The following is a 12,278-nucleotide window of genomic DNA, read 5'->3' as shown; positions in this document are numbered from 1 at the left end:
AACCTACGACCCACTGATTACAAATCAGTTGCTCTACCAACTGAGCTACACCGGCAACAAGAGGCGCATTATACAAACAGTGTGGGTGGCGTGCAAGCCTGAATCAACTGTTAAAACATAATGCTGAATCGTTTATTTACTTGCAGTTACATAAAGGCAAATAGACGATTACAAAAAGTGGGGTGAATGATGGGGCTCGAACCCACGACAACCGGAATCACAATCCGGGACTCTACCAACTGAGCTACATTCACCACAGAAATCTGTTCAAAAACCACCCAAATTTAGTGGATGACTTTCAGGAAGTCGACAATTGTACTGCCTTTATTTTTCTGGTCAAGGGAAATTGAGATGAAAGCTCAACAAGCCTTATGCCAGATCCAAGTCGATTTTCTTTTCATCCAGATCGACACGTACCACTTTGACGCGAATTGAATCACCCAGACGATACGATTTACGGGTTCTTTCACCCATCAATCGATGACCGCTGGCATCAAACTGGTAATAATCATTTTTAAGCGAGGTGACGTGGACCAAACCTTCTATATAGATATCACTGAGCTCGACAAATAAACCGAAGCCGGTGACACCACTGATTACGCCTTCATGAACTTCACCAACCCGATCACGCATGTATTCACATTTGAGCCAGTCCGCAACATCACGGGTAGCTTCATCGGCCCGACGACTAGCCATTGAGCAATGTTCGCCCAACTGAACCATGGATTCTTCTGAATAACGCCAGGCAGATTTTTTTTGTTTGCTAACGGCATGTTTGATAGCACGGTGTACTAACAAATCCGGATAACGACGAATTGGCGAGGTGAAATGCGCATAGGCTTCCAGACCCAAACCAAAATGGCCGACATTATCCGGGGAATAAACAGCCTGCTTCATGCTGCGTAACATGACCGTTTGTAATAAATGCCCATCCGGACGTTTGCTGACAGTTTTCAGCAATGAGGCGTAATGAGCCGGTTCAGGCGTGTCACCGCCGCCTAAAAACAGGCCGAGTTCACCTAAAAATTCACGTAATGCAGACAATTTTTCAACTGATGGCACTTCATGTACACGATATAAAACCGGCAGTTTACTGGCGAGTAAATATTGAGCTGCTGACACATTGGCAGCAATCATGAATTCTTCAATCAACCGGTGGGCATCATTACGGGTGCGTGGCTCGATAGAAGAAATTTTTCTGTTTTCATCAAACAGAAATTGCGTTTCAGTCATTTCAAAGTCAATGGCTCCACGTTTTTCACGTGCTTTGAGCATGACGTGGAACAACTCGTACATGGTTTCTAGACCTGGAAGTACATGAGCGAATTGTTCACGTAATGCGACATCGTTATCTTGCAGGATGCTGGCGACTTGCTCGTAGATCAGTCGTGCTTTGGAGTTCATCACTGCTTGATGAAATTTATATGACTCTATTTCACCATCTTGATTGATGATCATTTCGCAGGCCATGCACAAACGATCCACTTGCGGGTTTAATGAGCATAAGCCATTGGATAATGCTTCAGGCAGCATGGGAATGACCTGGCTAGGGAAATACACCGAGGTCGCACGTTCTTGCGCATCTTTGTCCAGATCATCTTCAGGTTTTACATAATAGGATACGTCGGCAATCGCGACCCATAGCCGCCAGTTACCTGAATCCAGTTTTTCGGCATAAACTGCGTCATCAAAATCACGGGCATCGGCACCGTCAATGGTGACCAAAGGCAATTCGCGTAAATCCAAGCGGTCTTCAATCGCGTCCTGGGGGATACTTTCGCCAAAACTTTCTGCCTGAGCGAGTGCTTTGGGTGACCAAACATGAGGTAATTCGAAGCTGCGCAGGGCAATATCGATCTCCATGCCCGGTGCCATATGATCACCTAGAACGGCGACAATTTTGCCAAGCGGGGAGCGATGTTTATTGGGATGTTCAGTAATTTCAGCTTCAACGATTTGGCCGTCTTTAGCACCCATTAATTCATGAGCAGGAATCATGATGTCCTGACTGATGCGACGATTGTGCGGTATCAAATAATACAGGCTGGCATCGGCTTGCAGACGCCCAACCACAGTCTGATTGGCTCGTTGTACGATTTCAACAATCGCACCTTCTTTGCGACCCCGACGATCGGTGCCACTGATTCGGGCTAATGCACGGTCTCCATGTAACACCACGCGCATTTCACGTTCGCTGAGAAATAAATCTTCGCCGCCTTCATCAGGTATTAAAAAGCCAAAGCCTTCGGGATGGCCCATCACTCGGCCACTGAGCAGGTTCATTTTAGAAACGATACCGTAAGCATTTTTGCGATTTCGTAATATTTGACCATCGCGTTCCATCGCTCTTAAACGACGGCGTAATGCTTCAGTTTGATCTTCGCCTTTAATATCCAGAAGTTTGGAAAGATGTTTTCGGGAAAGAGGTGCTTTGTGTTCTTTGAGGAGCTCGAGAATAAATTCACGGCTAGGGATTGGATTATCGTATTTCTCGGCTTCACGACCCTCAAAAGGGTCAGTTATGTTTTGTTCAGTCATTGACAGTTTTTATCTCGATCTATATGATGCGCGTCTTCTTGCCCAGGTGGCGGAATTGGTAGACGCGCTAGCTTCAGGTGCTAGTGTACGTATGTACGTGGGAGTTCGAGTCTCCCCCTGGGCACCATTCCGAATTTTTCTTTTTGTCACCCGACCATTTTAACTGCTTTGGTCGTTTCAGGTGAATCTTTCTCGTTCTGCTTCCCTTCAATCTGATAATTAATGCTATTGAACCTGTTTTAAGGTTACGATATTGTGCATATTAAACCGCTCAGCTACGTTTCAATCGTTCTCTGCGGACTATCGGCCTTTGCACAGTGAGAATGAACATGGCAACCTTTATCGATTCGATTGACGAACGTACCAAATTAGCTGGCACAAATCACCTTGAAGTGTTGCTTTTCAGTATGGGGACTAATGATGATACTGGCCGAAATGAATTGTTCGGTATCAATGTTTTCAAAGTTCGCGAAGTACTCAATGTTCCCGAAATCACCAGTGCACCGGAAATGCCCGATGGTATTGAAGGTTTTGTGAGTTTACGCGGCGATATGGTTCCGATTATTAATTTACAAAAATTTTGTAAATTAAAATCTCATGAAACCCCTAAAATCCTGATGATTACCGAATATAACACTCATGTTCAGGGCTTCCTTGTCACTTCGGTGGATACCATCCAACGATTAAGCTGGCAGCAGGTTAAAGAACCACCTCCATTAATTTCCAAACGTTTAGGCGGTTTAGTGACTGCGGTTGCCGAGTTACAGGATAAACGGCTGGTAATGATCATGGATGTTGAAAAAGTGCTGGCTGATACCGGTGATTTCTATGATGAAACTGCGTTTGAAGGCATAGAGAAAATAGAGAATGGCAAAAAGTATAAAGTGCTTTATGCCGATGATTCAAATGTTGCTCGCAAGCAAATTACTCAGACTCTGGATAAGTTGGGGGTAAGCCATACCGGTGTCATTAATGGAGCACTTGCCTGGAAAACATTGGATAAACTGGCGACTCAATGTGAACAGGAAAAACGCGATATCACGACGGAAATTCAAGTGGTGTTAACCGATGTTGAGATGCCTGAAATGGACGGTTATGTGTTGACCCAGAAAATCAAAGCAGATCCCCGGATGGCGCATCTGCCGGTAATCATGCATTCATCGCTTACTGCTGTGGCAAATCAGGCGATGGGGCGTGGCGTAGGCTCAGATGCTTACGTATCAAAATTTCAACCGCGTGAACTCGCTGCTACGATTCGTGGTTTTATTGAAAGCAGTCATTAATTAGCCTCTGCCGTATTGATCAGAGTGGCAACTGATCAGCTTGATCAATGATGATCGACCACCCGTTCTGTTAAGGGCAAAATCGTTATGCAACATCGTCATAGCAGTATTCGAATTGTCGATAACCTTGCTGAAATAACCCGACATCATGATCGGCAGGTGTTGGAAAAAAGCCTGTTAAAAACCTTAAATGAATTATTTCCGGCGCAGTCTTTACGACTGTTCCGCGTGCGTCGCCATGATCTGGTGCATGACATCAGCTTGCTGGCTTTTTGTGTAAATGATGTGATTTCGTCTTCTGATCAGCACCCTACATTAAATGCGGAAACTGCTGATGAATTGACCGCCGCCATGACCGAAGCCATCGATAAAGAGGATATTGTTTCTTACCGCCAAACCGGGACTAGCGGATGGAATGTGATTTATCCCGCCTATGATTCACATGGCGAAATATTTGCTAGTCTGGTTCATCACTGTAACGAGTTGCCTTCAGCTATTGATCAACGGCTAGTACACGGGATTTTGAGAGTTTATGCCAACTATCTGGCGCTAATTGATAAATCGCAACGGGATAAATTAACCGGTTTATATAATCGCGAAACACTGGATGAGCAGATCACCAAAATTCTGGTCAATCAGAGCAGTGAACTTAATAAGCTGATGGCTTCACCCAATGATTCGCGGCGCCGCCGTTATGCCATTAAACATTGGTTGGGGGTAGTGGATATCGATAAGTTCAAAGTCATAAATGACACCTATGGCCATTTATATGGTGATGAGGTGATCATTCTGGTCGCCCGATTGATGACGTCAGGCGTGATTCGTGATGATGATTTGATTTATCGTTTTGGTGGCGAAGAATTTGTGGTGTTGCTTAAAGCGGCGAATGAAGTGGATGCCATGCAGGCATTTGAACGTATTCGCAAAGTTGTGGCAAACCATAACTTTCCTCAACTGGGTCAGGTGACGGTCAGTATTGGTTTTGTTGAAGTTTCGGCTCAACTCTCACCAACCGACGTGATTGGTCAGGCTGATGAAGCGTTGTATGCCGCGAAAAATGGAGGCCGTAATCAAGTACAGAACTATCATCACCTGCTTGCTGAAGGCAAAGTGATGGAACCCCAAAAAATGGCAAGTTCTGATGTTGAATTATTTTGAATTAACCCGGGAAAAATATGAGTTTCCGTAATCTGTTATTAGCCGACAAAATCATTATTGAATTGGACAAAGCGTTAACTACTTTGGCAGGGACTCCACCTTCCAGTGGCAGAGATAATCCTGCAAATGAAGTAGAAGAAATAGCGCTGAATGATAATGAACGACGCCAATCTATTGCGCTGATGCGGGTGAACCATTCTGGTGAAGTTTCCGCTCAGGCTTTATACCAAGGTCAGGCGTTAACAGCGAAGCTGACAAATGTTCGTGAAGCGATGCAACAGGCTGCAGCAGAAGAAAATGATCATTTATTATGGTGCGAAAAACGACTGCAACAACTTGAAGGTCGCACCAGTTTACTCAATCCACTTTGGTACGCCGGTTCTTTCGTGATCGGAGCTGTAGCCGGAAAAATAGGTGATAAATGGAGTTTGGGATTTGTTGCTGAAACCGAAAAGCAGGTAATTAAACACCTGGACGAACATCTTGGCAGAATGAGTGAAAATGATTTGCGAAGCCGTTCGATTCTGGCGCAAATGCGTGAAGATGAACGTCATCATCAAGACACTGCATTAGCAGCCGGAGGGGCTGAGTTACCCTGGCTGGTGCGCAAAATAATGCAGCCGATGTCTAAAGTGATGACACGAAGCAGCTACTGGCTGTAACTTGATTTCAATAAATAGTGGTAAATTTTACTGAAATATTGAAACGCTCCGGCTGATCTTCTGACGGCTGGACTCTTAACACTTTCGCTTCTGCGACAAAGTCAGCAAGTTCTGGATTATGACTTTTTATACTGATTTGTAATATCTCTCCTTCATTTACAACATCATCTGAAATCAAGCTCAAACCACTGGCGCTTAAATCAAGTCCTTCTGCATCAAAGGTTTCCGCCGGATCCTGACGTTCGATCTTCACCGGACCATTTACCCGCATGCGAAAAAAATTACGTTTCTCTTCAAAATCCTGACTTGTCATAAGCTTTATCCCTTTTCTTGAAGCAGTTGCCTATCAGATGTGCCTAGCCTAAGCTAAGTTCTGTTCATTCGTCCAGAGATATCCATGCCAGTCACACAACTTAGTGCTTCACAACTTTACCACGGCTGCAATCTAACCGATTTGCCCTTCAAAACCACGGCAACAATTGAACCCTTATCCGGCCTGATAGGCCAGGAGCGGGCTCGCGAAGCAATTGAGTTTGCAGCCAAAATTCAAGCCGAGGGTTATAACCTTTACGTGATGGGTGAAGCTGGCATGGGGAAAAAATCGCTGGTAGGGGAGTTTCTTACCAAACATTGTGCCAGTCGTCCGGATGCCAAGGATTGGGCTTATTTGCATAATTTTGATATCCCTCAGCAGCCCAAAGCTTTGTCCTTGTCTGCGGGCGAGGGGGCGCAACTGAAGTTGGATATTGAACGTGTCATCAAAGAACTTCAGCAACAACTACCTTATGCCTTTGATGATGAATATTATCGAGGTCGTCTACGGGCCATTGAGGAAGCCAGTCGTCAACATCGGGTACGTTTATTTGCGGCATTACAGGATGAAGCTGATAAACAAGGTGTAGTGTTACTGAGAATGGAAGACGGAGCATATGCCTTTGCCGCTCAGCATGAAGGTGAGCCTTTGTCTGGAGAGGCATTTGAAGATCTGCCCTACGCCAAAAAAATGGAAACGGAAGAAGCGATTGCCAAACTGCAAGTTGAAATGCAGGAAACCTTGATTGAAATCCACGAATGGGAACATGACACGGTCAATAAAATCACAGCATTGAATGATCAGGTCGCCTTGGAAGTTATCACCCGTCAGATAGATTTTTTACGCCACGCTTATCCGAAGTCCCAGCTGTTACAAAATTATTTTGATGATATGCAGTTTGATATTCAACGCAATATCGACATGTTTCTCAAAAATGAGGAGCGCCAGGAAGATGTGAATGTTGATAATTGTCTGAAGCGCTATCAGATTAACCTGATTGTCGATAATGCTGACTTGCATGGCGCACCGGTGGTGTATCTCAATCAACCAAATCATCAAAATCTATTGGGCTGTGTTGAAAACATGGCGATGATGGGGGCTTTGGTTACCGATTTCACTTTAATTAAAGCGGGAGCTTTGCATCGTGCCAATGGCGGTTTTTTAATTGTTGATGCCGAAAAATTACTAGAACAACCCTTTGCCTGGGAAGGTTTAAAAGCTGCTTTAAAATCTGCGCAAATTCCGCTGGAAAATCTTGAGCGCACTTATAGTCTAGTCGCCACGGTTTCACTGGAACCCGAGCCGATTCCGCTCTCGACCAAAGTTATTCTGCTCGGCAACCGGGATCTCTATTATCAGCTTTATGAATGGGATCCGGAATTTGCAGGATTATTCAAAGTATTGGCTGATTTGGAAGACGAATTACCTCGTAATGCTGAAACGCATATGCAAATGGCCAAACTGATTGCTTCAACTGCAATGAACGAGCATTTGCCTGCTTTGCAGCAAGGTGCCGTCGCACTGATGATTGAATATGCCGCCAGATCGATTAATGACGGACAACAACTCTCGCTGCATATCGGTGATATGACGGATCTGTTGCGAGAATCCGCCTATTGGGCGCGAAAATATCAACAAGCCGAAATCACGGCGGATGCTGTTGATCATGCCTGGCAGCAACGTCTGAAAAGAGTTGATAGGGTGCGTACTGTGGTTTATCAGCAAATCCAACGGCAGATCATTCAACTCGATGTGAGCGGTAAACGTATTGGTCAGGTAAATGGCTTGTCGGTACTCAGTATCGGCGGTTTTCATTTTGGTGAACCTACTCGAATAACGGCCAGTTGCCGTTATGGTGATGATGCCATTATTGATATTGAACGCGAAGTTGAACTCGGTGGTAATTTGCATGCAAAAGGAGTGATGATTCTAGCGGCTTATCTGGGATCGTTTTATGCAGCAGATAAACCTTTATCGATGGCTGCCAGTATTGTGTTTGAGCAGAACTACGGTGAGATTGATGGTGATAGTGCCACGGTGGCTGAGTTATGTGCGTTGTTATCTGCGATTGCCAAAATTCCGCTGAAACAATCCATGGCGATTACCGGCTCCATGAATCAATTCGGTCAGGTACAGGCTATCGGCGGTGTTAATGAAAAGATTGAAGGTTTTTATGATGTCTGTTCGCTGGTCGGTATGACCGGGACACAAGGTGTAATCATTCCGCGCAGCAATATGCAGCATTTGATGTTAAAACCTGAAGTCCGGCAGTCTGTAGCAAATGGTCTGTTTCATATCTATGCCGTTGATGATATTGCTGATGCGATTAATATACTGACTGACCATGAAGTGGGTGTAGCAGACGAGCAGGGTAATTATCCTGAGAATAGCTTTAATGCCGCAGTAGCGGCCAGATTGGCGAATTGGGCAGAGCTGAATAAACATGATAAAGACACCTCTCATGAAGCAAATGATTAGATTTCAGAAATGAACAAACCAGCCGTTAACATCAATAAGTCGCGACTCATTGATAGGTATGTCAGCCATGAAAAAACAGTTCATTATTAAGCTAAGTAGTTTGGCGTTTGTTTTGGTAGCACTTCCGGTACAGGCATTGACCCCTGTACCTGTTCCTACCGAACCCATTTATTACGAACCACCCATTGTCGAAATAACTGACGAGATTCGTAAACATAGTTGTGTTGAGATTGATGGGGCGATCAACCAGCTGCATCCATATCGATACAGTTACAAACCGGACTTTTATGCTGATGGCAGTAACAAGCTGGCCGCCACATTGATTGTTTTTGATTCGATTCCGATCGTCGAAGGATGGCTGGGATTAGCTTATCTGGGCTATTCTTCGTTGGTCGATGAAAAAGAAGCAAGGCGCACACAGCAGATCGAACAGAAGATTGCCATGTTACAACGGGTGAAGGCCGAAAAGCATTGCTTTGAATAAAAGACAGATTGATGTTTTCTTAACATGCTTTTACTTGTGGTAGGCTTCACTTCTAGGGTAGTATCAAATTGTAAAACTGCCCAGAGAGGTAAACGCAATGAGTAGCACAATCGATATTAAAACAAAGTGGTACGAGAGCAATCACGCAACGATAGACAGTATTAAAGCTAAGTTGCAATCCGCAAACGCAGTGAGAGATAAAATGAAAAAACTGCCTTGGTACAAAGCGGCTCAGAATCCTGTTCAGCATTCTGAACGTCCGTGGTATGAAGCTAATATGGTGAAGCATCTTGATACCAAGAAAAAATGGTATGAAGCCAATTTACGCAGTGCTATCGAAACGGTTAGAGCGAATCGACAGCATTGGTATGAAGCGAATCTGGATAAAACACCAACAGAAACTCATTGGTATGAATTTGCTGATTCGCAATACAGCGATCTGAAACGAAGCTTCCAACAAGCGAACTTGGCGAAATTCCGTGAGCAACACAGCAAATGGTATGAAGCCAATCTGGATCAGACGCCTACAGTTAAACATTGGTATGAGTTCAGTGATGAACAAACGGCCAGTGATAAAAAATGGTACGAAGCGAATCTGCAGGCAGCGCGTGAAAGCCATAAAAAATGGTATGAAGCGAATCTGCATCCTGATCCACATGCCGATATCAAGAAAAAATGGTATGAAGCTAATATTAGCCTGGCACGTATCCAACAAGTGAAACGTGATTGGTTTGCTTATAACACCAAGGTTGCTCGCGAAAACTCTAAATGGTATGAAGCCAATCAGCGTCCGGCACAGCAGCGCGATACCCACTGGTATGAAGCCAATATGGTGGATCACCTTGATACCAAGAAAAAATGGTATGAAGCAAACCTACGCAGTGCTATCGAAACGGTTAGAGCGAATCGGCAGCATTGGTATGAAGCGAATCTGGATAAAACACCAACAGAAACTCATTGGTATGAATTTGCTGATTCGCAATATAGCGATCTGAAACGGAGCTTCCAACAAGCGAACTTGGCGAAATTCCGCGAGCAACATAGCAAATGGTATGAAGCCAATCTGGATCAGACACCTACAGTTAAACATTGGTATGAGTTCAGTGATGAACAAACAGCCAGTGATAAAAAATGGTACGAAGCCAATCTGCAGGCAGCGCGTGAAAGCCATAAAAAATGGTATGAAGCGAATCTGCATCCTGATCCGCATGCCGATATCAAGCAAAAATGGTATGAAGCCAATATTAGTCTGGTACGTACCCAAAAAATCAAACGTGATTGGTTTGAAAACAATATGCGTTTAGCTCGTGAAACGCAGAAAAAAATCGACAAATAATATATAAAAATGATGTTGTTAAAGCAGCTGGTGTCCATCACCAGCTGCTTTTTTTTGGGAGTAATAAACGATGCACATTACCTGTTTCACAGTTGGTGCATTTCAGGTCAATACCTATTTGATTCAGGATGAATCGACCGGTGTCAGTGCAATTGTTGATACCGGAGAAACCGATGAGTTAGTCAGGAAATTACTAAAGCTCGAACCGTTACCGGATATACGGATGATTTTGTTAACGCATGGGCATCTTGACCATGCCGGCGGGTTAGTTGCCTTGCAAACGCAGTTCGATGTGCCGACCTATTTACCCCGTAAAGAGATCCCGCTATTCGAAACCTTACCTGTTCAAGGTGACTGGTTTGGACAACCGGCATTTAATCGGCAATGTGGACGTATTGATCACCTGGTAGATGATGGTGATGAGATTTTGTTAGGCAAGACAATGCTTAAATTTATTTCCACTCCAGGCCATACCCCGGGGCAGGGTTGTTATTATGACCAAAAAGATATTTTTGTAGGTGATACCTTATTTTCAGGCAGCGTCGGCCGAACTGATCTGCCGATGGGTAATCCGGCTATAATGCAGCAAAGTTTGCAACGCTTAGTTCAGTTACCAGGACATTTGCGCGTGCATAGCGGTCATGGTCCGGTTACGACAATTGAACATGAGAAGCTACATAACCCTTATTTAAAGTTCTTGAGACAAGCATAAACGATGGCGAATACAGACAGATTAATTGAAGGATTTCAGCGGTTCAAAAAGCAATATTTTGGACAGGATAGTCGCCTCTATGCCAGCATGAAAACTGGCCAACCCGCCAAAACGTTAATGATTGGCTGTTGTGATTCGCGAGTGGATCCAGCGATTTTGACGGATTGTGATCCCGGTGATCTGTTTACGGTAAGGAACGTCGCCAATCTGGTGCCGCCTTGTGAGCATGATGGCTTGCACCATGGCACCAGTTCCGCGCTTGAGTTTGCAGTGAATAACTTGCAGGTTGAAAACATTATTGTCATGGGGCATGCCAATTGTGGTGGTATTCGGGCGCTTTGGGAAGATGATGGTCAGCAGAATTCCAAATTTATCCATCAATGGGTATCAATAGCCCAGCCAGCGAAAGATTGGGTTAAACAGCATCATCATGGTGAGGATTCCGCTCTGCTGAAAGCCTGTGAGCAAAGGGCTGTGCTCGTCTCACTGGACAATCTGATGAGTTTTGAGTGTGTTAAGCAACGCGTTGAAGATGGCCGTTTGACATTACACGGCTGGTATTTCGATTTAGCAGCGGGTGAGTTACTGTGTTTTAATTCCCAAACCGGTCAATTTGAACCGGTTCAGGAATCAACAACTTAGACGTTTATTGAATATCCGGGATTTGACCCGCAGGTTGACCGCCCATCGGCTCTCTTGATGTTTCTGGAAGTGCTTCCTGTTGCTTCACTAGAGCCGGATCCGTCTCGTCGATGGTTTCGACTTTTTCTTCACCGAGTCCAATCAGATTCAACATACTGTTGAAAAATCCGGTTTTCTGTTCGGTAAGTGGTACGACGACGTTGGTATCGGTGCGCTGTTCTTCGGTCAATTGAATGCTTTCAACAATACGTGTGTTGCCGTCAATATAGTCCAGTGTTTCTTCATCATCAAAAAACAAAGTTATTCGACGTTGTTCGCGCGGACCATTTCCTGGGTGGAAACTGTAAATGTAATCCCAGCGGTTAGGATGGAATACATCAATTAGCATTGGTGTTCCCATTACAAAGGACACCTGGCTTTTGGTCATGCCAGGTTCCAGTTTACTGAGCATTTCCTGGGTAACCTGATTACCTTGCTGAATATCAATTCGATAAACACCAGGTATTTTATCTTTGCTACAGGCGCTGAGACTGAGAATAACCAAGGAAAGGCTATAAATAAGCAGGCTTTTCATTTAGTATTTGTTTCTGTATTGATGACGAAAGTGCGATGATACGCTATTCGTAAGTATTCTACGAGGCAACAATAATAATGGAAAGACAAGATTTAAGA

11 protein-coding genes and 2 tRNA genes are annotated in these 12,278 nt (G+C 44.4%); 9 read left to right on the top strand and 4 right to left on the bottom strand.

Features of this window, described 5'->3' with window-relative positions; all coding sequences use genetic code 11:
- Nucleotides 1-178: 178 nt before the first annotated feature.
- Nucleotides 179-254, bottom strand: a tRNA-His gene (locus Q7V21_RS12880).
- A 115-nt stretch (nucleotides 255-369) separates the two neighbouring features.
- Nucleotides 370-2,538 carry a ribonuclease R gene (gene rnr / locus Q7V21_RS12875; RefSeq protein ID WP_304917688.1) on the bottom strand — a complete coding sequence of 723 codons (2,169 nt, stop codon included), beginning with the start codon at nucleotides 2,536-2,538 and terminating at the stop codon, nucleotides 370-372.
- Nucleotides 2,539-2,578: 40 nt separating this feature from the next.
- On the opposite strand from rnr, the gene Q7V21_RS12870 reads away from it, so the two are divergent.
- The 4 genes from Q7V21_RS12870 (at nucleotide 2,579) to coq7 (ending at nucleotide 5,641) form a co-directional block, all read left to right on the top strand.
- Nucleotides 2,579-2,665 (top strand) — tRNA-Leu (locus tag Q7V21_RS12870).
- A 202-nt stretch (nucleotides 2,666-2,867) separates the two neighbouring features.
- Complete coding sequence (locus Q7V21_RS12865) at nucleotides 2,868-3,821, top strand: chemotaxis protein (protein WP_304917687.1); 954 nt, start codon at nucleotides 2,868-2,870, stop codon at nucleotides 3,819-3,821.
- A gap of 87 nt (nucleotides 3,822-3,908) precedes the next feature.
- Nucleotides 3,909-4,979, top strand: a complete 1,071-nt coding sequence (locus tag Q7V21_RS12860) for a GGDEF domain-containing protein (protein ID WP_304917686.1) — start codon at nucleotides 3,909-3,911, stop codon at nucleotides 4,977-4,979.
- A gap of 17 nt (nucleotides 4,980-4,996) precedes the next feature.
- Nucleotides 4,997-5,641, top strand: coding sequence for a 2-polyprenyl-3-methyl-6-methoxy-1,4-benzoquinone monooxygenase (gene coq7 / locus Q7V21_RS12855; RefSeq protein WP_304917685.1), 645 nt, complete (start codon nucleotides 4,997-4,999; stop codon nucleotides 5,639-5,641).
- Between the two features lie 7 nt (nucleotides 5,642-5,648).
- Here coq7 and Q7V21_RS12850 read toward each other — a convergent pair whose 3' ends face one another.
- Entirely contained in the window at nucleotides 5,649-5,954 is a 306-nt protein-coding gene (locus Q7V21_RS12850; protein WP_304917684.1) for a PilZ domain-containing protein, read from the bottom strand.
- Between the two features lie 84 nt (nucleotides 5,955-6,038).
- Between Q7V21_RS12850 and Q7V21_RS12845 the strand changes: the two genes are divergently transcribed.
- The 5 genes from Q7V21_RS12845 to Q7V21_RS12825 all read left to right on the top strand — a co-directional run bounded on the left by Q7V21_RS12845 (nucleotide 6,039) and on the right by Q7V21_RS12825 (nucleotide 11,606).
- The gene (locus Q7V21_RS12845) at nucleotides 6,039-8,432 is read left to right on the top strand and encodes a Lon protease family protein (RefSeq protein ID WP_304917683.1); all 2,394 of its coding nucleotides are present in this window, start codon (nucleotides 6,039-6,041) and stop codon (nucleotides 8,430-8,432) included.
- Nucleotides 8,433-8,499: 67 nt separating this feature from the next.
- Complete coding sequence (locus Q7V21_RS12840; protein ID WP_304917682.1) at nucleotides 8,500-8,916, top strand: hypothetical protein; 417 nt, start codon at nucleotides 8,500-8,502, stop codon at nucleotides 8,914-8,916.
- A 97-nt stretch (nucleotides 8,917-9,013) separates the two neighbouring features.
- Nucleotides 9,014-10,252, top strand: a complete 1,239-nt coding sequence (locus Q7V21_RS12835; RefSeq protein ID WP_304917681.1) for a hypothetical protein — start codon at nucleotides 9,014-9,016, stop codon at nucleotides 10,250-10,252.
- Nucleotides 10,253-10,322: 70 nt separating this feature from the next.
- The gene (locus Q7V21_RS12830; RefSeq protein ID WP_304917680.1) at nucleotides 10,323-10,964 is read left to right on the top strand and encodes an MBL fold metallo-hydrolase; all 642 of its coding nucleotides are present in this window, start codon (nucleotides 10,323-10,325) and stop codon (nucleotides 10,962-10,964) included.
- 3 nt (nucleotides 10,965-10,967) lie between these two features.
- Nucleotides 10,968-11,606: a carbonic anhydrase gene (locus tag Q7V21_RS12825; protein WP_304917679.1), complete on the top strand. Its 639-nt coding sequence runs from the start codon at nucleotides 10,968-10,970 to the stop codon at nucleotides 11,604-11,606.
- Nucleotides 11,607-11,610: 4 nt separating this feature from the next.
- Here Q7V21_RS12825 and Q7V21_RS12820 read toward each other — a convergent pair whose 3' ends face one another.
- On the bottom strand, nucleotides 11,611-12,180 hold the full coding sequence (locus Q7V21_RS12820; RefSeq protein WP_304917678.1) for an outer membrane protein assembly factor BamE: 570 nt from the start codon (nucleotides 12,178-12,180) through the stop codon (nucleotides 11,611-11,613).
- Between the last annotated feature and the right edge of the window lie 98 nt (nucleotides 12,181-12,278).

Source organism: Methylophaga sp., assembly GCF_030651745.1.
This window is presented reverse-complemented; position numbering and strand designations above follow the sequence as displayed.

Bases quoted from the DNA above. Each gene is read 5' to 3' on its own strand.
- rnr (WP_304917688.1), bottom strand. From the start codon at position 2,538: ATGACTGAACAAAACATAACTGACCCTTTTGAGGGTCGTGAAGCCGAG.
- Q7V21_RS12865 (WP_304917687.1), top strand. From the start codon at position 2,868: ATGGCAACCTTTATCGATTCGATTGACGAACGTACCAAATTAGCTGGC.
- Q7V21_RS12860 (WP_304917686.1), top strand. From the start codon at position 3,909: ATGCAACATCGTCATAGCAGTATTCGAATTGTCGATAACCTTGCTGAA.
- coq7 (WP_304917685.1), top strand. From the start codon at position 4,997: ATGAGTTTCCGTAATCTGTTATTAGCCGACAAAATCATTATTGAATTG.
- Q7V21_RS12850 (WP_304917684.1), bottom strand. From the start codon at position 5,954: ATGACAAGTCAGGATTTTGAAGAGAAACGTAATTTTTTTCGCATGCGG.
- Q7V21_RS12845 (WP_304917683.1), top strand. From the start codon at position 6,039: ATGCCAGTCACACAACTTAGTGCTTCACAACTTTACCACGGCTGCAAT.
- Q7V21_RS12840 (WP_304917682.1), top strand. From the start codon at position 8,500: ATGAAAAAACAGTTCATTATTAAGCTAAGTAGTTTGGCGTTTGTTTTG.
- Q7V21_RS12835 (WP_304917681.1), top strand. From the start codon at position 9,014: ATGAGTAGCACAATCGATATTAAAACAAAGTGGTACGAGAGCAATCAC.
- Q7V21_RS12830 (WP_304917680.1), top strand. From the start codon at position 10,323: ATGCACATTACCTGTTTCACAGTTGGTGCATTTCAGGTCAATACCTAT.
- Q7V21_RS12825 (WP_304917679.1), top strand. From the start codon at position 10,968: ATGGCGAATACAGACAGATTAATTGAAGGATTTCAGCGGTTCAAAAAG.
- Q7V21_RS12820 (WP_304917678.1), bottom strand. From the start codon at position 12,180: ATGAAAAGCCTGCTTATTTATAGCCTTTCCTTGGTTATTCTCAGTCTC.